The following is a 19,889-nucleotide window of genomic DNA, read 5'->3' on the forward strand; positions in this document are numbered from 1 at the left end:
AGGCAACGCCGTCAACTGGACGGCGGACCGGCGACCACTGCGCCGTGCTCCGCGGTCACCTCGAACACCCCTGGTTCCCGCTCTCTCGACCCTCGTCGGATCTGATCTGCCCACCTGGCAGGCCAGATCGTGTCCGAGTCCCACCGCGCTCCAGCGAAGTTGGCTCCCAAGAGGAGGGCGTCGGCCAGGTTCGTGGCGATGAAGTTGGCACTGGTGAGAACGGCTGAGGAGATATTGGCGCCGGCAAGCACAGCGCCGCGCAGGTCAGCGTGGGCCAGATGGGCACGCGCGAGATAGGCGCCAACGAGGTTGGCGTCGACGAGGACCGCGTTGGTGAGGTTGGCATAACCGAGGTTCGCACCGCGGAGATCGGCTCGGTTGAGGCTGGCGCCGGGCAGCTGGGCATTGGCGAGGCGCGCCTCGGCGAGGTTGGCACGATCGACAGTCGCATCGGTCAGGTTGACGTAGGCAAGTGCCGCGCCAGCAAGGTTGGCGCCCGTGAGGTCGACGTGGGCGAGGTCAGCGTAGGCAACGTCAGCGTAGGCGAGATCGGCGCGGGCGAGATTCGCGCCAGCGAGGGTCGCCCCGGCGAGGTTGGCGAAGACAAAGTTCGCGCGCGCGAGGTCCACACCAGCGAAATCTGCGCCCGCGAGATCGACACCGGCGTAGTCGGCACCGCCGCCGTAAGGGCTTGTGGGATTGTCCTCCATTGAGACTCGGCTCCAATCTTCGCCGACGCGCATCTCTTGCTCGCGGTTCTGGGAACGGTATCTGGAGCCAGGGAAACCTCGCAGCGCGACCGTGGCTACGCCGACCCTTCAATGCCGCAACAGCTGCGCGAGCGCAGTCTTGTTGGCGGGCTTGTCGCCATCGGCGACGGCACGCTGGGCGGCGGCGCCCAGCCCGGGCATTGTCATGCTGGCGCCGCGCGCCTCCCCGCAGATACCGCCGCTGGGTGCGACACTGCAAGCCATGAAGGGCATTCGCGGCACCGCCATGACCGTGCACCGACTGCCCCGGCGCCCGGCGCCACAGACGCACCCGCTGCTGTGCCCGATCTGCTTCTCGGTCAAGGGCGAGCCCTGCTGGGCTGTGAGGGACCCCGGCGACGGCGGCACCCTGCGCCGGGTAAGAGTCCTGGCCAAGGTGCACCCACAGCGACTCATCGCACTTGATCAACGCGCCGCCGCCATGCCGGGGCTCCCGGGCGCGCCATCCAACCCGAGCTCGACACCCAAGACCGCGGCCCGGCGTGGAATGGGCGCGGCCAAGGGGAAGCAGCGCCGCAGCCAGACCTGAACGCAGCCGCGCGAGCGAAGGCGAGAGGCCCGGAAAGGCCTCGCGCACCGCGCCCAATCTAGCGGCGCCGCAGATGCGCAGGGACCGGCAGCGAGGAAGGGCGTTGCTCGAGCAGGCGCGCCAACACCTCCGGGCGGGCTGCGAGCACAGCGACCTGATCGGGCCGTTACAGCGTGAACGGGGAATGGGTGCCGGGCGGCTGGGTTGCTCCGCCCGGTCGTGCGTTACGCGTTGATGCGCGCTGGCGCTCCGAGCGTGCTGCTGGCGTGCTGGAGCAGTGTGATCAGCGCGTCCTTGCCGGACTGCCGTTGGCGGGCGTCGCAGAGGATGATGGGCACTTCGTTCTCGAGGTTCAGCGCCTGCTTGATCTCGGGCAGCTCGTATCGGGGCGCGCCGTCGAAGCAGTTCACCGCGATGATGAAGGGTGTGCCGCGCTGCTCGAAGTAGTCCACTGATGGGAAGCAGTCGGCGAGCCGGCGGGTGTCGGCCAGCACGACCGCGCCTGTCGCGCCCAAGGCGAGTTCGTCCCAGATGAACCAGAATCGGTCCTGGCCTGGGGTGCCGAACAGGTACAGCACCAGATGCTCGTTGATGGTGATTCGGCCGAAGTCCAGCGCCACCGTCGTGGTTGACTTCGTCTCCACGCCGCTGAGGCTGTCAACGCCGGTGCTCGCCTCGGTGAGCACCTCTTCGGTGCGCAGCGGGCCGGTCTCGCTCACCGCACCGACCATCGTGGTCTTGCCGACGCCGAACCCGCCCGCGATGAGGATCTTGATCGCGGTGGGTACCCCGTCAGAGTGCCCGTAGGCCATTGATCGCCGCCTCTATGAGTTCGATGTCGGGACCAGTCCCGGCTGGCTCAGAAACCTGAACAAGAAATCGGTCGAGCAGGTCGCCGAGCATGACGCGGATGGTGCCGAGCGGCAGGTCGAGGTAGGCGGCCAGCTCGGACACCGACGTCGGCTGCTGGCACAGCCTGATGATCGACAGGTGCTCGGGCTCCAGCCCGACCTCCGGCGCCGTCGTGGTCACCATGGCCCTGACCAGAGCGATGCGGTCGAACGTGCCCCGCACCGGCTGGGTCCGTCCACGGGTCATCGCATATGGGCGCACGACCGGGCCAGCGTGATCGTCGACCCACGTCTCCACTGGATCTTCGGGGGCGGTCATCGTGACGCGTCACCCCTTCCCGGCCGGATCGTCCGTGCGCGGCGGCGAGCCGAGGTACTTTCCGACGCGGGTGACGAGCATCGCCATCTCGTAGGCGATGACGCCCAGGTCGGCGTCCGCGTCTGCGAGGACCGCCAGGCACGAGCCGTCCCCCGCCGCCGTGACGAGCAGCGAGGCCTCCTGCATCTCGACGATCGTCTGCAGCAGCGGCCCGCCGCTGAACCGCTTGCCCGCGGCCCGAGCCAGGCTCTGGATACCCGCCGCGATCGCGCATAGATGCTCCGCGTCGTCCTGGCCGAGCGCTTGCGATGATGCCTTGAGCAGGCCGTCCACCGAGAGGACGATCGCGTGATCCGCGTGGTCGATCCGCGTCACGAAATCGTCCAACAGCCAGGTCAGGTCGGCGTTCGCCGCCGTCTTCAGAACCACAGTGTTCCCCTTATGTCATGCCCGCTGTGGGCGGTTTCGGTCCGCGTCGGTCTGTTCACGTCGTCGGCTGTTCGTTGTTGCCGTCAGACGCAGCGCGGGTCGGAAGGGGTGATGGCGGTGAGTCGATGTCGCGGGGCGCGTCGGCGCGGCCCTGGCGGCTGCCCTGCTGGTAGGAGGAGATCCGGCTGAACACCTGCTCGGGCGACCGCAGCTCCGTCGCCGGCGCCGGGCTGTCGGCGACGGGGTCGCCGTCCCGCAGCCCTGCCGCGAGGTTGGCCTGGCGCATCCGAACAGGCAGGCCGCCCTGGGTGAACGTGCCCTCCGCGTCGGCGGAGGCTCCCAGCTGGGCACCGTTCCCGGCAGCGGGCATCGCGCCGGGCGGCTCCTGCGGTTCCGGCGTCGGTATCGCGCTCATCGCCGCGGCGAGGTCCACACCGAGCATCCGGGGCGGCTCAGCAAGAGCGACCGGCCTGCGTTCACTCGTTGGCGGTACGAAGTCAACATCAGATCCCTCCAGTCGGTGCGTACCACTGACCGCCGCCGCGGCGCGCGGGCTCGACGCCGGGATGCCGTTGGCCTCGCCGTTGACGGTGCCCTCGCCCAGCAGGTGCTTCGGGATCAGCACGACGGCCGTCGTCCCGCCGTACGGCGACTCCTTGAGCTGGACCCGGATCCCGTGCCGCTCGGCGAGCCGGCTCACGACGAACAGCCCCAGCCGCGCCGCACTGCTCAAAGTGAACTCGGGATGGCTGGCGATGCGCTGGTTCAGCTCAGCGATCTCGTCGGGCGCGATGCCCAGGCCCCGGTCCTCGACCTCCAGCACGAAGCCGGTGCCGACCAGCTGGCCCTTGACGTGGACCTCGGTATGCGGCGGCGAGAACGACAGCGCGTTCTCGACCAGCTCGGCGACCAGGTGGATCACATCGCTGACCGCCCGGCCGGCCAGCTCGACCGGCTTGATCGGGTACACCTTAACCCGCGCGAAGTCCTCAACCTCCGCGATAGCGCCGCGGACGATGTCGACCATCGGGACGGTGCGCTTCCAGACGCGTCCCGGGCTCGACCCGGCGAGCACGATCAGGTTCTCCGCGTTGCGCCGCATACGGGTGGAGAGGTGGTCGACGCGGAACAGCTCGTCGAGCTTGGCAGGGTCGCCCTCCCGCCGCTCCATGCCGTCGAGCAGTTTGAGCTGGCGGTGGACCAACGACTGGGACCGGCGGGCGATGCTCAGGAAGACGTCACGGACGCTGCGGCGGAGGTCGGCCTGCTCGACCGCGGCGCGGATCGCGGTCTCCTGCACCGCGTTGAACGCCTGACCCACCTGGCCGATCTCATCGTCGCCGAACTCCAGTGGGGGCGCCTCGTGATCGACGTCGACCTGCTCCCCGCGGCTGAGCCGGGCCACGACGCTCGGCAGTCGCTCATCGGCGAGTTGCCGCGCCGCGTCGCGCAGACGCTCCAACTGCCGGACGATCTGTCGGGCAGTGGTGATCGAGACGATGATCGACGCGATGACCGTCGCGAGCCCGAGACCGGCGGCGAGCACCAGGCGGATGAGGACCCAGATCGCGACTGGCGTGGAGCGCGCCACGATGTCCTTACCGCCGGTCACCACAACGTCGTGCAGGTCAGCCAGGGCGGGGTCGACCACGGCGCGCCATTCGTCGTTGCTGGTCGGCGGCTTGACGCCCGCCCGTGTCTCGGCAATGACGCGATCCTCCACGGCGCGAAACGCCGTGAAGTCTTTGCCGCCAGCCATCTGACTGTACCGGGCCTGGTCGGCGCTTGAGAGGCTGGCCACCGTATCGCTGGCGAGGAACCGTTGCGCCCCCACGATCTGGACGAATTGGGCGTGCTCGTCGGCCGTCATGCGGCCGGCCGCGATGGATCCGGTCAGCAGGGCGTCTTCTTGGGAGATCAGCTCCCAGGTCCGGTTGAGCTGAATCAGGGCGGCCGCGTCGGCGGCGATGACCTTGTCGTCCAGGCCGCCCAACGAGTCATAGACCTCGAAGAGGGAGTCGACCAATTGCGTGAACGCGGTCGACGCGGCGGCACGGTCGATCGTTCGGGCGTCGATCTGGGCCCGCACCGCGGCTAGTCCGTCCAGGCCGGCGATGACCTTGTCGACTGCCCGTTGCAGGTCCTCATCCCCCGATGGGTTGGCCTGCCAGCTCTGCGCCGAGGTCCGGAACGCCGCGCTGGCCTGCTCGGTCTGCTGCCGTCCGGCGGTCAGGTTCTGGCGTTGCTGGTCGCCGGGGGCGCCGAGGTAGGCCGTGGAGAGCCGCCGCTCGGACTGCAGGTCTCTCAGTAACGGTTCGCTCGGCTGGTAGATGTTGCTGTTGTGGGCCTGAACCCAGAACAGGTTCAACCCCTCGCGCAGGGTCACCCAGGCCGCGAACGCCCACAGGGCGGCCAGCGAAAGCAGTAGCGCGGTAATCTTCGCGCGCAAATTCGTACTGCGAGAACGCATCACACCATCCACCGCGGCGCGGAAAGCAAGCAATGTCATCGGCTAATTGGCGGAAGTTAATCAGATTGCAAACTTCCGACCTCGTAGACATCCGGCACCGTAACAGTGATCAACCACTACCTCAAGCTTGCCTGGTCAGCCGCTGTTTGTTGCTACCGGCGTACGGCAATTACCAAACGTTACCGAGTCTGATCTTGCCCTGGCGTCGAGTACAGCGCGGCGAGCACTGCGGCGCGCACGATCGCTGTCGGCAGATAGAGTTCCTTGCCGTACCAGAGCGGGGGGTCGGACTGTCGGTCGAAGGCCACTGCGAGAAATGTGTGGCCCTGCCCCAATGCCTCGCCGATCGCGCGGCGGGCGGGATTGCCGGTGGTGAGCAGCACCTGCATGGCGTACGCCGTTTCCTCGGCTGTGCCGGACCAGCGGCCCCACGACCCGTCAGTTCGCTGCGTCGCCAGGACCCAGTCGACCGCCGCGGCGACCGCCTCGACCGCTGCGGGACCGCAGCCGAACTGATCGAGCGCGACCGCGCAGCAGGCCGTTGCGTAGTACGGCGAGGCGTGCCACCGGTCGCGCCACGATCCATCCGTCTGCTGCTCGCCCGGCAGTGTCGCCGACAGCTTGTCCACCACCGCGAGTTCGCGCGGCGACGCATCGGCACCATTGATCGTGTACTGCCCGAAAGCATCCAGTACATGGGCATTGGTGGTGACTGAGAAGCCGTCCTCACCCGGCCAGGTGCAAAAGCCAGCCTCCGTCTCGAACGCCCACAGACTGTCCGGAGCAACTCGCCGGCCGAGCTTGCCGAGCGCGTATAGCGTCACGGAGCTGGTGTCCGCGTCGGCGGGGAGTCCGGCGCCGGCGGCGATGCCGGCCGGCGCCACGGTCGCGGAAAGCTCATCGAGCAACGCCGGCGGCACGGTAAGGGGTACACCGGCACGCACCAGCGAACTGAGCACCCAGGCGCGCTCGAACACCGTGATCGGGATCGGGCACGGCACCGGCCCGCGGTGCCAGCCGACGACGTCCTCCAAGAACTCCCTCGCCGGCCCTGCCGATCCCGCCGCAGCCGGACCGCCGAGCCACGCCACGGTGGCCGCGGGCGAGGCACCGACCGCGCCCGGCGATCCGGGGCGCATGCCGGGCGCGTCTTGCACGGCGTTCCCCAGTACCTCCAGAAAGTGCCGCAGCTTTGCTGGCAGTTCGGCCCCGGCCGCCAGCTGGTGCCGGACCGCGGCGAGGCGTCTCCCGTTCATGCCCGGGGGCAGGCCGAGGCGGCGATCGCCCGACCACGCGTCCAGTCCCCTGATCGGCGCGTCGCGGACCTCGTCAAGGTGCTCGTTGATGGCGGCGACAAGGGCCGGCACGATGACATCGATCGCTGGCGTATCCGGAATGGACAGCGCTCCGTGCTGCAGCCAGCCGAACAGCGCCTGTAGGCCTCGATCGGCCGCGCCAGCCAACTCCGCCTCGATGCCGCTGCTGGGTGCACCAGCGTTACGACGGCGAAGCGTATGGAGCAGGGCCTCGGTCGCGCTCAGTGTCGGGACGAGCGCGTACGCCTCCGGAGGCCCCCAGCCACCGTCGGGCCGCTGGGTGTCCAGCAGGTACTGCACCCGCCGGTCGTGGCCGGTCAGCCACGGAGCTGCGGTCACGAGTCGTGCGGTCTCATACACCGATGGGCCGACCTGCCCCCAGGGCTTGGCCGTCAGCTGGGCGATCAGGTCGTGCGCCGAAGCGGTGATATCGGCGTCCGTCATCGCACGCGTCGTGAGGCGCTTGTCGGCTTCCTCGATCGTCATGTGACACCCCAGAAGTCTGTGACCTGGTAGAAGCCGCTGGTGAACCCGATCTGTCGCGCCAGATAGATGACTTGCTGAGGACAGGTCGGCTCCAAGGGGCGCAGCAGGTCCTGACAGCGCTCAACAAGCGCGGTGATCCGCCGGGACACGTCTGCGTGGTCGAGAAACATGAGGGCGTTGAGGTCCCCCCAGACCGCATCGCGTTCGTGTGTGGCCAGGTCGTTGACGAGGCGCAGCACACGCTGGGCCTCGCGGCCGGCGGTGGTGAGCTCGTCGAACTGGTCCAGGCAGGCCAGGTCACCGGTGAACAGCCAGTGTGAGACGTTGACGAACGAGAGTCCGGTGTTGTCGGCGTTGTCGAGGTACTCGTCGAATGTCGGCCCTGCCGGCCCGGCCGCCCCGCCAGTGAGGGCGGACCTCCACTCCCACTCCCGGGCCATGGCCGCCAGCATCCGTTCGACCTCGTCGCGCCAGCGCTGGCGCCCGGACCTGCACCCGGACCGGAACGAGGGTGCCGTCGCCAACGTGTCCCGGATCTCGGCCAGGAACCGCCCGATCGGGCTGGCGCCCGCGGCGCCATCCGCGACAGCGCGGCAATCGGCGACGATCGCCGTCACCTCGTCCCGCGATGTCGCCTGGGAGTCGATCAGCCAATCCGCCGCGAAGACCCACAGCGACGCCCGGTTGGCGACCTGCAGCTGCTCGACCGTGCACCACGGCGCACCGAACGCGGTGGCATGGGCGACGGCGCTGAAGAGGGCGGCGTCGAACGGCTTGGCCGCGAACAGTTCGTGGTGCGCTGCGGCGCGCTCCTGCAAATCACGTTGGCCGGCGGCCGCCAGCGCGCAGATCCTGCCGTGCTCCGAGCCCACCAGGATTTCGTCGTGGCTGGTGAGCGGTGTGCGCACGCGGACGCCTCAGCCCGCGTGGGAACGGTCAACTGGTACCAGCGTCAGCTGCGCGTTCTGCCGTGGCCGCAGCGAGGCACCCATCCGCGGGGTGAGGTCGGCGTTGCCGCGCAACTGGATCCGGAACCGGCTCAGGAGGGTCGCAATGATCAGTGGCGCTTCCAGCAGGAACAGGTACTGGCCCAGACACTGGTGCGGGCCGCCGCCGAAAGGGAAGAACGAGTACCGGTGCTGACGTCGTGGCGCGGTGGGAGCGAACCGCTCCGGATCGAAGATCTCCGGATCGTCCCAGAACGCCGCCATCCGTTGGGTGACGTATGGGCTGACGAGGACCGTTGCTCCGCTCGGGATCCGCGTTCGGCCCAGGGTCTCGCTCGCCACGGCCGTGCGCGGGATCATCCAGCCGGCCGGGTAGAGGCGCAGAAGCTCGTCCAGGACCATCCGGGTGTACTGAAGCTCAGCTATGTGCGATCGCTGGATCGGGCCTGCGCCGACCACTCGGTCGATCTCGTCGTAGAGCCGGCCCGCCACGTCGGGATACCTCTCGAGCACGGGCCACAACCAGGACAGCACCGCGATGGTGGTCTCGGTTGACGTCGAGATCATCGCCACGACGTCATCGCGGATCTGCTGCTCAGTGACCTCCTGACCGTCGACGCTGCGCGGCCGGCACAAGGTGGAGATGATATCCGGGCTGTCGCTCGGCTGGCGCATGGTCTCGCGGATGATCGGGAGTACCACGTCGTCGATGGTCTGGACAGCGTCGCGGAATGCGCGATCGCCCGGCATCGGAATCGCGTAGGGCATGAACGGCACCAGTAGCCGAGGCACCATCGCCGTCGCGATCGTGCCCAGTGCGGCGACGACCCGCACCGCGTCCGGTACGGAGATCTTGTCGGCGAAGAGCACCCGCATCGTGGCTTGGCAGACGATCCGGGACAGTGCCTCGTTGGCGTCGACCGCCTGCTCGGTCCTGGCCGGTTCGTTCAGCACGTCGACCGCCTCGCCGATCGCGACGGCCATCCCGTCGACCAGCGTCTCGACCCGTTTCGCCGTGAACAGTGGTTGCAGGACGTCACGGCTGGACGACCATCGTGGCCCCTCCGCGACGAGGATCGCGTCCCCGACCGCCCGGCGTACCGGCCGCCAGAGCAGACCCTTGCCGTCACGCACGTAGTTGGCGGCGTTGTCGCGCAGCACATGCTGCAGGTGCTCGGGATGCGCCACCAGGTACGGACGGAACGTGCCGAAACTCAACCGCACGACCTCGCCGCCGGCCTCATCAGCGAAGCCGACCAGCGCGTCAAGCGGACTGCGGAGAAGCCGTGGCAGCGCCCGGCGCAACGGGACCGAACCGGCCGTGCCCACCCTGACGTCCTGAATGGCCGACAACAGACACCCCCAGCCGGGCTCGCGGAACCCGGGCGTTCAAGCAGTACGCACGTTCTGGATCACCTAGATGATCTCACCCTTGCTCGCAGCGGCGGTAGCCTAAATTGTTAAATGTGTACATATCTCTCTGCTTTGTGAGTTCTCGCACGCCCGGTAGCGCGGAGTGATCAGCCGTGGTTTGCAGCGATGGAAAAGCGGCATTCTCGGCGCCGCGAACGACATTCGTGTAGTTAGGTGATCTAGCTCGCAACGCTTTGACCTGTGCAAACACCGCGAGATCCTTGCTGTGTGGTGACCGTGCTGCACGCCGGCGGGTGGCGGGTCGAGTCGGTGTGGCTCGACCGTGACGGCTGCGGCGAGCGCGCCTGGAACCGGGCGCTCGACCCATGGGGCGTAGAGCACTGGTGCACCACGTCGCAGTTGCAGGAGCTGTTGCACCGGCACGGCCTCGACATCGGCGACCTCGTCCTCGAGCAGCCCGGGCGTCCGGTTGGCGGCCGCGGCGACGAGTGCGAGTAGAGCGCCCGCCGCCGGTGATCTACCGTCGGTACTGCCTGCGCCGCCCGTGCGCGAGACGCCGCTTCGTACTTCGCCTGGTCCGCGAGGCTTCGACCCACGATGTGCTCCGGCAGCCGCTCAACATCCCGAAGGTCAAGGGTCGGCAACCTGGCGCTTCAGAATCCGGCGGCGAACAGCGGCCCAACCGACTCGTCGTCCAGCGTCGCACCCGACACTAGGTAGGCAGTCTCGGCCTGGCTAGGGGATTCGTTCATGCCCTTCACGGTGCCGCGCCGGGCCGTGGCGCGCCTATCGGCCGAGCAACCCACGTGGTCGACTGAGCGTCTGACGTCGGATACGTGGAAGTATCCGACGACGCCGAACGGACGAAGCGTCCTCGCGGAACAGCTCACCGAGGGCGATCGTCATCGACAACGTCCAGGGGCCCAGCGACGTTTGCCGCTGGGCCCCTCCCCCCATCCCCTCGACGGTTGTCTTCGATGCGGTCACCCGGCGACGGTGCTCGCGCCGAGTAGGCCGGGAAGCAGCGGCCGGAGCCAGGCGTAGGTGTCCGGGGCAAGGTCTTCGGGGACTTCAGCCTCGCGGGCGCGTATCAGCTCGGCGAGCAGGTTGCGCAGCTCGGCGGTGTGCCCTTCGGCGTGGGCGGCACGCATGACGTCGCGCCACGGTTCGTCGTCGCCGCGGTGCGGATCGGCGAGCCAGGCACGCTGCACGGCCCAGCGGGCACCGGTGGTGTCGCCCGCGTCGAGATACAGCTCGGCGAGTTCGTGGGCGGTGTCGACGATGGCCGACACAAGGTGGCCTGGGTAGATGTCGGATTCGGGCAGCCAGGCGTACGGGTTGCGCGCGCCGGAGGCATAGGCGCGGTCGGCGCCGTCGAGCGGGGCGCCGCGCACGAGTTCGAGCGCGGCACGAAGGTCTTTGACGCCGGCGGGGCCGTGGCTCTCACCGCGGCTGCGGAGCCGGCGGAACAGGTGCCAGTCCAGCAGGTATCCGGGCTCCAGCCGGTAGACGCGGTCGGACCCCATCTCCGGAAGCCACGGGGTGCCGGCGGCGGTGTCGCCGAGCCAGCGGCGGGCCCGCGTGATCGCGACCCGCCGCGAAGCGTCTTTGACTCGCTGGTCGGGCCAGAGGGCCTCGCTGAGCTGGGCGCCGGTGGCGCCGCGGCTGCCACGCTGGGCGAGGAACACGATGATCTCGGCGTGGAACAGGCGCCGCTGGTCCGGGGCGGGGCCGGGCGCTTCCACTGCCGCCGGGCCCAGGACACCGATCCGTGGCCGGCTCGAGTCACCCTCCCGCCAGGCCCGCAGGTCGTCGTCAAGGTCCGGGTCGGTGCGCCGACGCCGCTGACGGACCGCGGCGGCGACGTCGCGTCGCGAGCTGAGGGTCGCCGCATCGGGTATGGCCGCGATCGCGGGGATGGCCACGGTTGGGTCGCTCGGAGCGACGGCTGAAGGGCTGGGATCTCCCCAGCTGCCGTTCGAGCTCGCCGAAAAGGCCGTGGGCGGGTCGGCCGGTGGCGATGCAGCCGGCTCGCCCACCGAAGGTGCCGGTTCATGGAAGAGTTCGAGTACGGCGCCGGCGGCGTCGGTGTCGGCGGCCCACGGCTCCGGCTCAGCGGCCGGAGGCGTCGGGTCGGTGACCACCGTGTTCCGCGCCTGGGTCATGATCTCTGCCAGGGGTTCGAGCTCGGCGACCGGCAGGCCAGCCGCGGCCAGTTGGACGTCCAGGTAGGGCAGGCCCAGCTGCAGCGTGCCGTCGGTGGAGACGGTCGCGCCGGTAGCGCCGGTTTGGCCGGTAGTGCCAGCACGGGTGGCCACGGCCACGGCGCAGCCGCTGGTGGCCTGCAGCTCTTCGCGGAGGTCGGCGAGTGCGGCCAGGTCGTCGCGGTCCGGGTCGGCGACCAGCAGCAGTTGCGGCGCCCACGCCTCGCCGAGGTCGGTGAGGCGTCCGGCGAAGGTGTTGGGCGCGCCGGACACCTGCAGGGCGCGGGTGACAACGCCGATCCGGCGACGCAGCCGGGCGGCGGCCGCGCTGACTGATCCGGCGACCTGGACCCGGTCGGGGTTGAGCGCGACCAGCAGCTCAACCTCGTCGGCGGGCCAGCCGCACAGGATCACCTCGACGTCGTCGGACCAGCTGTTGCAGACCAGCTCGCTGGCCATGTACCGCAGCAGGGCGAGGCTGCGCTCGCCGTCGCCGCTGATGGTGAGGCTGCCCAGCCGCTCAAGGTCGAGCAGGAGGTGTCGTCCGGGCTGAGAACCGACCGTGACCAGCGTGGGCAGTGGCGCGAGCTGCTCGTCAACGGCAGGCAGCGCCGCGTCGCCGGGCAGCGTCCAATGTGCACCGTCGGCAACCCACGGGGCGGGTGGTGTCGGGCACGGGTTGGTGAGGACGACGGTGACGGTCTGCCCGGCGATCCAGGCGGCGGCGATGTCCGGCAGCGCGGCCACCTCCCGGTCGGCGAGGCCTGCGGCAAGCGCCCGCAGGGCCAGGTCGAGCCGGTCGATGTCGGCCGGTGCCTCGACCACCCGCAGCGCCCGCTCGGTCGCACCGCCGCGCGGGTGCGGCAGTCGCCTGCCGGGCCGACGGTGCTGCCGCTGCCGCTGCCGCCGGCGAAAGACCGCGGTGAGCAGCAGCGCCGACAGCAGCCCGGCGCCGGCCAAGGCCCCGACCACGATGGCGTCGTCGGTGCTGTCGCCGCTAGTCGACGCCGGCCCGGGCGCGGAGGGTGCACCGGCCGGGCCGGCCAGGCCCGGCGCCGAGGTTTCCGCGGGGTTGGCAGGGACACTCGCCGTCGTGGGGCCGGACGTAGCACCGGGCGACGCGCTAGCCGTCGCAGAGGCCCCCGGTGTGGCGGACGGCGACGAGCTCGTCGACGGCGCCGGCGCCGTGGTTGCGGAGACGCTCGGCGCTGGGGTGTCGACCGACGGCTGCTGCCCGGGGTTACTGCGCGGCTCGTCATCCAGGTCGCTGGCGGGCGGGGCGGGTTGCGTTTCGGCGGCGCTCGCGGACACGACACTGCCTTGCGCATGAGCGATTGGCCCGCGGTCCTGCGCGTCGCCGGGCAGGATGATCTGCCAGCCGCGCTCGATGTGGTTGGGGAACCGGGCGTCACGCGCTTCCAGCTGTGGGTTGATCGCGGCGATGTCACGGTACCGGTCGGGGTCGCCAAGAAACCGTGCGGCGACGCCGGACAGCCAGTCCCCGCGGGCGACCTCGTAGACCAGCGGGCCGGTGCTGGTCGTTTGCGCCACCGGCGTCATCGTCGGCGTTGCGTCGGTCACCGGGATACGCAGAACCCAGCCGGCGTAGATGCGGGTGCTGCCCGCCTGCAGGGTGCGTCCGTCAGGCTGGGCCAGGCCGTAGTTGGCCTCGGCGATGCGCTGCCAGTGCACGCCGTGACGTTCGGCCACATCGAGCAAGGCTTCGCCGCGCTGGACCGGGTGCTGGACGTACGTCGTCGGCTGCCCGGCGGTCGGCTGTCCAGTCGTCGCGGCCGCTGAGCCGGCGAGCCCGGGTGCGTCCGCTCCGGTGGCGAGCTCGACGAGTGTCGTCACCGCCGGCTGGGGCGCGGCCGGTGGCCCGGCGGAGGCCAGGGCGGGCGCGGCGAAGACGCCGATGATCGCCGCGACGAGCACCGCGGCCGCGCGCTGCTGCAGCCGCATCCCGGGCAGCGGCGCCGCCTGCCGCGGTACCCTCCCCCGGCGGCGGGCGGGGATTTGGGTGACGGTCTCCACCACGACCGCGAGCAGGAACGTGGCCCAGCCGTAGGCGGCCAGCAGGGCGGCGACCCAGCCGACGAGGGTGAGCGTGTGGACGAACAGGTAGCCGTCGTCGCGGCTGGTGAGTGCATGCCACAGCTCGCGCAGGGTGGCATCCGGGTCAGTGACCAGGGCGGTCACCCAGTCGGCCAGGCCGGGCAGTGGGTTCCCGGCGGCCCACAGCAGCAGCACCGGCACGGCGGCGATGAGCACGACCACCGCCAGGGCGCCGAGTCCGGTAAGGATTTGGCTGCCGCGGCTGCTCGGCGGCGCGGTTCGGGCCACGGATGCTCCTTCGTCTGCGGCTACTGGGCGATGAGGGTCGCGGTGGCGCGGCCGGTCACGGTGGCGGTGCCGCCGCCGGCGAACACGTCCAGCAGGATCGGGTCGTAGGTGACGGTGACGGTGACGGACAGCGTCTGCGCGGAGTCGATCGTGACGGTCCCGGTGACGCCCTCGAGGGCGCCGAGATACGCCTGCACGGCAGCGACAGCGAGCGTGGGGTCGATCTCTTTGGCGCCGCCGTCGATGGCCAGAGCGCCGCGGATGGCCTGGCCGCCCGCCCGGGCGGCCTCGGCGGCGATGTTGTCGGCGCGCTGGAGTGCCCGCACTTTGCCGCCGCCGTCAACGATCAGGCCAACGAGGGAGAGGAATGCCGGGACCAGAATGGCGAACCAGACCGTTATGCGGCCGTCGTCGCGGCGCAGCGGGTGAATCAAGCGGATCAGGCGCATCATCCGCGGCTCCGGTAGGTGTCCAGCGGGCTGGTGAACGAGGCCGACAGGGTGGCGCGGCCGGGCATGCCGGCCAGGGCGACGTCGGAGAACGTCGCCTGGCAGGTCACGATCACGGTCACGGTGGCGGGTGCTCCGACCGGCACGTCGAAGCCAGTGGTGTTGACGGCCACCGAAATGCTGCTGCAGTGCAGGCCCTGCGCGGTGAGGGTGGAGGTCGCCGCGGCGAGTGCCTCGGCCTGCGCGGTGACCTTGGTGCGGGCGAGCGAGGCGGTCCGGGCGGCGTCAAACGCGGCGGCTTCGATCGACTGTCGCGCGAGGTTGACCCGGCCGGCGATGACCGCTGTGGCGAGTAGCGCAAGCACGGCCGGTGTGATGATGGCCAGCTCGATCGACACGGAGCCGGTGTCGCGGTGACGGTGACGCCACCCGGTCGTGGTCATGGTGTCGTGGGCCGTTCGATCGGGCCGTGGGCGGTCTTGGTGACCGTCCAGGTGAGACCGGGCAGAACGGAGACCGCATGTCCGGTCACGGTGACCCGGATCTCGGTCGCGGTGCGGATCACGGTCACCTGCGGGTCATCCAGGCCGACTCCGACGCTGTTCAGGAAGTTCGATGCCCGACGTTGGCCGGCGGCGGCGTCGGCCTGGTAGCCGCGGCCGGCGCTGACGCCCTGGGTTGCGGCGCCGAGCGCGATCGACTGGGCGAAGTAGAACAGGCCGGCCTGGACGATCGCGAACGTCAGCAGGATCACCGGCAGCGCGGTGATCGCGAATTCGACCGGTGAGCTGCCTCGGTCCGGGGCGCGAGCATCTCGCCGGCGCGGCGAGAGCTGCCCGCGCGGCCAGCTCGTAGCGCGTCGGGTCGCAGGCCGGGTCAAAGGCCAGGTCAAAGGCCAGGTCATGGGCCGTCCGGGCCTGAGCCCGCCTCCGGGATCAGGTCTACCCAGCCTTGCGCGACGGCGACGATCGCGCCAGCGATGGCGACCGCACCGACGGCCAGGATCGCGACGATGACGGCGGTGCTGACCGGGCTGTCGCCGCGGTCGCGCTCGGCCGGGTCGGTGAGTTCCTGCCACCGTGCCACCAGGTAGCTGGCGACGACGACGAACGGGGTGAGCGGCATGGTGTTCGTTCCTCCGGTAATGAGCGGCCGTAACGGCCGAGTTGACGAACAAGCGCGCCATAAACGGTTAGCCGATGAGCGCGAGCGGGAAGATCGTGTTCGTTCCTCCGGTGGTGTGCGGCCGTACCGGCCTAGTTGATGAAAAGGCGCGCGATGAACGGGTAGCCGATGAGCACAAGCAGGATGACGACGAGCGCTGCGGCAGGGATGTCGAGCTGGTTGGTGCGCACCTCGGCCGCGGCGAGTGCGTCAGTGCGGATCCGGTCGCGCATCGAGTCGGCGCGAGCCCGCAGCGTCTGGTAGACGTTGGCGCCCTCATTGCCCGCGGTGCGCATGATGTCGGCGACGTCTCCCAGCTCGATTACCTCGATGTCGCGGGAGAGCACCGTGAGCTGGTCCCATGGTGGGCTCAGCTGCAGCTGCGCCCGCAGCAGCGCCTCGCGGATGCGCTCGAAGACCCAGCCCTGGCACACCCGGGCCGCACGCTCCAGCGACTCGACCGGCCCGTGCCCGCTGAGCACCTGGTGGGCGGCGAGGTCGAGGTAGGTGCACATGGCCCGGGCGAACTCCGCGCGGGCGGTCGCGGCCTTGGTGAGCACCTCCCGGTGCGCCAGCGCCGCGCCGGCGAGGGCCGCCGCCACCGTGGCGCCTGCCGGGACGAACACCGATATGGACAGCTGCAGGACCGCGACGACGAGTGTGACAACGGCGGGCAGTACGAGCGAGAACAGCGCCGACAGGCCCATCGTGAGGAAATACCGTTCGGTGCTGCGGCCGAGCAGTTGCAGGTCGGCGTGCGGTACCCGCAGTCGGCGGCGCAGCCAGCTCATGGTCGCCGGCTGGCGGCCGGTGCTGGCCGTCGTATGCAGGCGGCGTAGCGCCGGCCCGAGCGCGGGCGGTCGCGGCGCCAGGGGCATCACCAGCAGGAAGGCGCCGAGGCCGACTGCTCCACCGGCGATGATCATCAGTGTGAGGTGGCCGTTCATGCCGGCACCTGCACTGATTGGATGCCGGGTTGGGTGTCGGCCGGCGGCAGCAGCCGTTCCCGCCGCGGCGGCAGGCTCAGGTTGCGCACCCACGTCACGAGCACGACGTACAGCGCGGCCAGGATCAGCAGCACCAATTGGCCGGCGACCTTGCCGTACGGCTGAAGATAGGTGGGGTTGAGCCCGCCGTAGGCCAGCAACGCGATCGTCATGAAGGTGAGGAACCGCACGACGAAGCGCGGCCCGGCGCGTTTGGCGTCAACGGTGCTGCGCATTTCGATCTCCGCGGCGATGGAGCGGCTGATCGCGGTAAGGACATCGTGTAAGCCCTCGCCGCGGTCGCTGATGTGCAGCAGCAGCGGCGCGACGACCTGGTCGGCCGTGTAGTCGCTGAGGTCGTCGGCGAACCGATGCAGCGCTGCGGCTGGGTCGTCGCCCGACTGCAGCCGGGCGGAGAGGTCGCGGACCTCCTGCTCGATGAGGTGCGGCGCGTGCTGCCCGGTGGCGGCGATCGCCTGCTGCAGGCCCAGGCCGCGGTCGACGATGTCGGCCAGCCGGCGGGTCCACGCCTCGACCGCCTCCAGCCGGGCGATCGCCAGCTTCTCGACGCGGCCTGCACCGAACAGCCACGGCATGCCGGGGATCGCGATGCCGATGATCGCGCCGGCGGCGGGCCAGCCGGTCAGCAACCAGACGAGGGCGCCGGCGCCGATCGCGGTGAGCAGCTTGGTCTGGTGGGCGCGCTGTTCGCGGCGGCTCCGGCCGTTGCCGGTCCACCAGCCGCGCAGTCGCTGCTGCAGCACCGATGGCGGCCGGGGCGGGCGGGTGGTGCCGACGACTCCCGCCACGGCGACGATGGCGCCGCCGACGGCCAGCAGCCCGGCCAGGACGGCGGCGAGGGTCAGCACACTCATGCCGGCCTCACCGGGATTCCAGGTGCCGGCCATGGTGTCGGCCAGGCACCTCGGTTGTACTCCTCGCCCTGTTCGACGTAGGGGGTGAGCCCGCGCGGGTCGTAGCCGACCCGCTGCAGCGGCCCGCTCAGTCGTTCTGGCAGGTGGCGGGGCACCGCCCGGCCGTCGGGACCCGGGCCGAAGATCGTGGTGGTGACGAGCCGGTCGCCGGACATGCCACCGACCTCGACGATCTCGGAGACGTAGCGGTATTTCAGTCCGCCGATCTTGGTCTCGTCCTGCACGGTGAGGTAGACGATGAGGTCAAGGCCGTCGGCAGTCATCCGCCGGGCCAGGTCAGGGGTCATCTCCGGGCCGTACGTCAGGGCCAGGCTGATGATGCGGTCGAGCACCTGCCGAGCCTGGCGGGCGTGGATCGTGCACAGCGAGCCTTTGCTGGTGGCCATCGCCTGAAGCATGGGGACGATCTCGTTGGAGCGGACCTCACCGACGATGATGCGCTGGACCGACATACGCAGCGTCAGAGGGATCAGGTCGGCGATGGTGACCTCGCCAGCGGGTCGGCCGTCGGCTCCGCGCGCACCGTGGCCCTCGCGTGCCTCCAGGCTCATCGCGTACGGGTGCCGGCCGGTGGTGTGCAGGCCGAGCTCCCGGCTCTCCTCGAGGACGACGAACGGCTCCAATGGTGGAATCTCGCGGGCCAGCGCGCGCAGCATGGTGGTCTTGCCGGCGTCGGCGAGACCGGCGATCATGATGTTGAGGCCAGCCGCCATCGCCGCCCTGAGGAACTCGCAGATGAGCGGGTCCATCGACGCGAACCGGTCGCGCAGGTCCTCAAGGCTGACGTCGAGCAGGGTGTGCCGGCGGATTGCGGCGTAGGGTCGCGCCGACACCTGAAAGAGCACGGTCAGCCGGCTGCCGTCGGGCAGCTGCATGTCGAGCCACGGCTTCGTCGACGACAGCGACCGTTCGGTGGTGGCGGCACGCATCGCGAGCCCTCGGAACATGTCGATGAGCTCACGGTCGCTGTCGGCGACCGGCGCACCGATGGTGATGCGCCCGTCGGTGTGCTCGATGCGCACGTTGTCGCCGAGGATGTGGATGTTCACGATGTCGCTGCGGTCGAGCAGCTGCCGCAGTCGGCCCAGGCCGAACATGTCGGCGGCGACGGCGTCCTGCAAGGCGTCTTCGGTGGCGTGAGGGATCGGCTGCCCGGCGGCGTGTAGGCCGTCGACGTAGTCGCGGATCACGCGGGCTGCGATCCGTTCCGCCTCGGCCTGACGGTCTTCGGCGGTCGCGTGAGGGGTGCTGCGCAGTGCGATGGTCAGCTCCTCGCTGACCTTTTCCCGCAGCCACCGGACGACGGCGTAATCGATCGCTGGAGGTGCGACGGTCGGTGGCTGGGCGACGACGGCCGGCGATGGGAAGCCAGGCACCGGGGTGAAGGCAGTGGCCGAGGGCCCGGGCTGGACTCCGCCGTTCGTGCCGGCGTTCGGGCCGTGTCCCCCGACGAGCCGCGCTGCCGCCGCTGGTAAGTGCGGGTACTGGTGCGGGTTACCGGACATGACTGACCTCCTGGCCGGTATGTGCGGTGTACGCGGTGAGCAGGTGGGCGCGGCGGTTGGCGATCGCGTCCCGGACGGGCGTCTCCGCGGCCGCCGCCGCGCGGAGCAGTCGCGGGCTGCTGCGCAGCCGCCCGGCACCGTCGCTGAGCAGGGCGGCGGTGCGCGGATCGTTGGGTAGCTCGAGCAGCACCGGCAGCTGCAGCTGTTGCTCGATCTCGCGGCGGCTGTAGGGGCCTTCGCCGACCAGCGCGAGTGCGAGTGACCCCGGGCCGCTGCCGTGCTGGGTGAGTTCGCGGCGCAGCAGGTCGGCGGCGGGCGCGGCCGGGCTGACGGTGCGCAGACTGTCGGCGCGCACGACGAGCAGAAGGAGGTCGGCACGGTGCAGCAGCGGCCAGGGCGGTGCCGAGGTGGTGAGCCGGCCGCAGTCGGCGATGACGTCGAAACCCGGGTGGATCCGTTCGAGCTCCGCGAAGAAGGCCGTCAACGCCGCCCAGGTGGGGCGGATCGTGCCGGCCTGAACCGGGTCGGTGATGCCGGGCAGCACCATGCGCCGACGCGGCCGCTGCCGGTCCAGGTCGATCAGTTGCTGCTTCCATGATGTGGGGAGTTGGTTGCGTAGGGCGGCGGCGGCCAGCTGGAGCAGGCCCATTGGCTGGATCTGCATGCGAGATAGGTAGCCGGTGAGGATGGTGCCGCCGGCCGGGTCACACTCGGCGAGCACGACCCGGCGATTCCAGGCCAGGGTGCAGGCGAGCGCCGCTGTGCTCACGCCTGGCGAGCCCTTCGCCGACACCATCGCGATCACGGCCATG

At 70.2% G+C, this 19,889-nt stretch carries 19 protein-coding genes; 2 read left to right on the plus strand and 17 right to left on the minus strand.

The window, feature by feature from the left end:
* Positions 1-11 precede the first annotated feature (11 nt).
* Positions 12-710, minus strand: a complete 699-nt coding sequence (locus tag IEZ31_RS58855; RefSeq protein WP_190250033.1) for a pentapeptide repeat-containing protein — start codon at positions 708-710, stop codon at positions 12-14.
* A 262-nt stretch (positions 711-972) separates the two neighbouring features.
* Here IEZ31_RS58855 and IEZ31_RS12845 point away from each other — a divergent pair, with 262 nt between their 5' ends.
* A complete protein-coding gene (locus IEZ31_RS12845; protein ID WP_190250034.1) occupies positions 973-1,299 on the plus strand; it encodes a hypothetical protein in 327 nt (108 codons plus the stop codon).
* Between the two features lie 224 nt (positions 1,300-1,523).
* Here the strand turns inward: IEZ31_RS12845 and IEZ31_RS12850 are convergent, their stop codons facing one another.
* The 7 genes from IEZ31_RS12850 to IEZ31_RS12880 all read right to left on the minus strand — a co-directional run bounded on the left by IEZ31_RS12850 (position 1,524) and on the right by IEZ31_RS12880 (position 9,422).
* Positions 1,524-2,111 (minus strand): GTP-binding protein, encoded by a 588-nt coding sequence (locus IEZ31_RS12850; protein ID WP_190250035.1) that lies wholly within the window; start codon positions 2,109-2,111, stop codon positions 1,524-1,526.
* Positions 2,092-2,469 carry a DUF742 domain-containing protein gene (locus IEZ31_RS12855; RefSeq protein WP_190250036.1) on the minus strand — a complete coding sequence of 126 codons (378 nt, stop codon included), beginning with the start codon at positions 2,467-2,469 and terminating at the stop codon, positions 2,092-2,094. Before IEZ31_RS12855 ends, IEZ31_RS12850 begins: the two co-directional genes overlap by 20 nt.
* Positions 2,470-2,478: 9 nt before the next feature.
* Positions 2,479-2,898 (minus strand): roadblock/LC7 domain-containing protein, encoded by a 420-nt coding sequence (locus IEZ31_RS12860; protein ID WP_190250037.1) that lies wholly within the window; start codon positions 2,896-2,898, stop codon positions 2,479-2,481.
* Positions 2,899-2,953: 55 nt separating this feature from the next.
* Positions 2,954-5,407, minus strand: a complete 2,454-nt coding sequence (locus IEZ31_RS12865; RefSeq protein ID WP_229834851.1) for a sensor histidine kinase — start codon at positions 5,405-5,407, stop codon at positions 2,954-2,956.
* A gap of 140 nt (positions 5,408-5,547) precedes the next feature.
* Positions 5,548-7,170 (minus strand): prenyltransferase/squalene oxidase repeat-containing protein, encoded by a 1,623-nt coding sequence (locus IEZ31_RS12870; RefSeq protein ID WP_229834854.1) that lies wholly within the window; start codon positions 7,168-7,170, stop codon positions 5,548-5,550.
* Entirely contained in the window at positions 7,167-8,078 is a 912-nt protein-coding gene (locus tag IEZ31_RS12875; RefSeq protein WP_190250038.1) for a terpene synthase family protein, read from the minus strand. The genes IEZ31_RS12870 and IEZ31_RS12875 overlap by 4 nt, the downstream gene beginning before the upstream one ends.
* A 9-nt stretch (positions 8,079-8,087) precedes the next feature.
* Entirely contained in the window at positions 8,088-9,422 is a 1,335-nt protein-coding gene (locus IEZ31_RS12880) for a cytochrome P450 (RefSeq protein WP_229834865.1), read from the minus strand.
* A 336-nt stretch (positions 9,423-9,758) separates the two neighbouring features.
* Here IEZ31_RS12880 and IEZ31_RS12885 point away from each other — a divergent pair, with 336 nt between their 5' ends.
* A complete protein-coding gene (locus tag IEZ31_RS12885) occupies positions 9,759-9,989 on the plus strand; it encodes a hypothetical protein (RefSeq protein WP_190250040.1) in 231 nt (76 codons plus the stop codon).
* A gap of 485 nt (positions 9,990-10,474) precedes the next feature.
* Here the strand turns inward: IEZ31_RS12885 and IEZ31_RS12890 are convergent, their stop codons facing one another.
* The 9 genes from IEZ31_RS12890 to IEZ31_RS12930 form a co-directional block, all read right to left on the minus strand.
* Positions 10,475-14,038 (minus strand): AfsR/SARP family transcriptional regulator, encoded by a 3,564-nt coding sequence (locus IEZ31_RS12890; RefSeq protein ID WP_190250041.1) that lies wholly within the window; start codon positions 14,036-14,038, stop codon positions 10,475-10,477.
* A gap of 20 nt (positions 14,039-14,058) precedes the next feature.
* Positions 14,059-14,490 carry a TadE/TadG family type IV pilus assembly protein gene (locus tag IEZ31_RS12895; protein WP_190250042.1) on the minus strand — a complete coding sequence of 144 codons (432 nt, stop codon included), beginning with the start codon at positions 14,488-14,490 and terminating at the stop codon, positions 14,059-14,061.
* Positions 14,487-14,930, minus strand: coding sequence for a TadE/TadG family type IV pilus assembly protein (locus tag IEZ31_RS12900; RefSeq protein ID WP_190250043.1), 444 nt, complete (start codon positions 14,928-14,930; stop codon positions 14,487-14,489). Before IEZ31_RS12900 ends, IEZ31_RS12895 begins: the two co-directional genes overlap by 4 nt.
* Positions 14,927-15,391 carry a TadE family protein gene (locus IEZ31_RS12905; RefSeq protein ID WP_268241662.1) on the minus strand — a complete coding sequence of 155 codons (465 nt, stop codon included), beginning with the start codon at positions 15,389-15,391 and terminating at the stop codon, positions 14,927-14,929. The genes IEZ31_RS12900 and IEZ31_RS12905 overlap by 4 nt, the downstream gene beginning before the upstream one ends.
* Entirely contained in the window at positions 15,388-15,612 is a 225-nt protein-coding gene (locus IEZ31_RS12910; RefSeq protein WP_229834866.1) for a hypothetical protein, read from the minus strand. Before IEZ31_RS12910 ends, IEZ31_RS12905 begins: the two co-directional genes overlap by 4 nt.
* Before the next feature lie 131 nt (positions 15,613-15,743).
* The gene (locus tag IEZ31_RS12915; protein WP_190250045.1) at positions 15,744-16,598 is read right to left on the minus strand and encodes a type II secretion system F family protein; all 855 of its coding nucleotides are present in this window, start codon (positions 16,596-16,598) and stop codon (positions 15,744-15,746) included.
* Entirely contained in the window at positions 16,595-17,512 is a 918-nt protein-coding gene (locus IEZ31_RS12920) for a type II secretion system F family protein (protein WP_190250046.1), read from the minus strand. The genes IEZ31_RS12915 and IEZ31_RS12920 overlap by 4 nt, the downstream gene beginning before the upstream one ends.
* Positions 17,509-19,077 carry a TadA family conjugal transfer-associated ATPase gene (locus IEZ31_RS12925; protein WP_373294570.1) on the minus strand — a complete coding sequence of 523 codons (1,569 nt, stop codon included), beginning with the start codon at positions 19,075-19,077 and terminating at the stop codon, positions 17,509-17,511. Before IEZ31_RS12925 ends, IEZ31_RS12920 begins: the two co-directional genes overlap by 4 nt.
* The gene (locus IEZ31_RS12930) at positions 19,067-19,888 is read right to left on the minus strand and encodes a CpaE/TadZ family protein (RefSeq protein ID WP_190250048.1); all 822 of its coding nucleotides are present in this window, start codon (positions 19,886-19,888) and stop codon (positions 19,067-19,069) included. Before IEZ31_RS12930 ends, IEZ31_RS12925 begins: the two co-directional genes overlap by 11 nt.
* Position 19,889: the final 1 nt, after the last annotated feature.

The organism is Dactylosporangium sucinum, from assembly GCF_014647515.1.
In the GTDB taxonomy this organism is placed as follows: domain Bacteria; phylum Actinomycetota; class Actinomycetes; order Mycobacteriales; family Micromonosporaceae; genus Dactylosporangium; species Dactylosporangium sucinum.

Bases quoted from the DNA above. Each gene is read 5' to 3' on its own strand.
- IEZ31_RS58855 (WP_190250033.1), bottom strand. From the start codon at position 710: ATGGAGGACAATCCCACAAGCCCTTACGGCGGCGGTGCCGACTACGCC.
- IEZ31_RS12845 (WP_190250034.1), top strand. From the start codon at position 973: ATGAAGGGCATTCGCGGCACCGCCATGACCGTGCACCGACTGCCCCGG.
- IEZ31_RS12850 (WP_190250035.1), bottom strand. From the start codon at position 2,111: ATGGCCTACGGGCACTCTGACGGGGTACCCACCGCGATCAAGATCCTC.
- IEZ31_RS12855 (WP_190250036.1), bottom strand. From the start codon at position 2,469: ATGACCGCCCCCGAAGATCCAGTGGAGACGTGGGTCGACGATCACGCT.
- IEZ31_RS12865 (WP_229834851.1), bottom strand. From the start codon at position 5,407: ATGACATTGCTTGCTTTCCGCGCCGCGGTGGATGGTGTGATGCGTTCT.
- IEZ31_RS12870 (WP_229834854.1), bottom strand. From the start codon at position 7,170: ATGACGATCGAGGAAGCCGACAAGCGCCTCACGACGCGTGCGATGACG.
- IEZ31_RS12895 (WP_190250042.1), bottom strand. From the start codon at position 14,490: ATGATGCGCCTGATCCGCTTGATTCACCCGCTGCGCCGCGACGACGGC.
- IEZ31_RS12900 (WP_190250043.1), bottom strand. From the start codon at position 14,930: ATGACCACGACCGGGTGGCGTCACCGTCACCGCGACACCGGCTCCGTG.
- IEZ31_RS12905 (WP_268241662.1), bottom strand. From the start codon at position 15,391: ATGACCTGGCCTTTGACCTGGCCTTTGACCCGGCCTGCGACCCGACGC.
- IEZ31_RS12910 (WP_229834866.1), bottom strand. From the start codon at position 15,612: ATGCCGCTCACCCCGTTCGTCGTCGTCGCCAGCTACCTGGTGGCACGG.
- IEZ31_RS12915 (WP_190250045.1), bottom strand. From the start codon at position 16,598: ATGAACGGCCACCTCACACTGATGATCATCGCCGGTGGAGCAGTCGGC.
- IEZ31_RS12920 (WP_190250046.1), bottom strand. From the start codon at position 17,512: ATGAGTGTGCTGACCCTCGCCGCCGTCCTGGCCGGGCTGCTGGCCGTC.
- IEZ31_RS12925 (WP_373294570.1), bottom strand. From the start codon at position 19,077: ATGTCCGGTAACCCGCACCAGTACCCGCACTTACCAGCGGCGGCAGCG.
- IEZ31_RS12930 (WP_190250048.1), bottom strand. From the start codon at position 19,888: ATGGCCGTGATCGCGATGGTGTCGGCGAAGGGCTCGCCAGGCGTGAGC.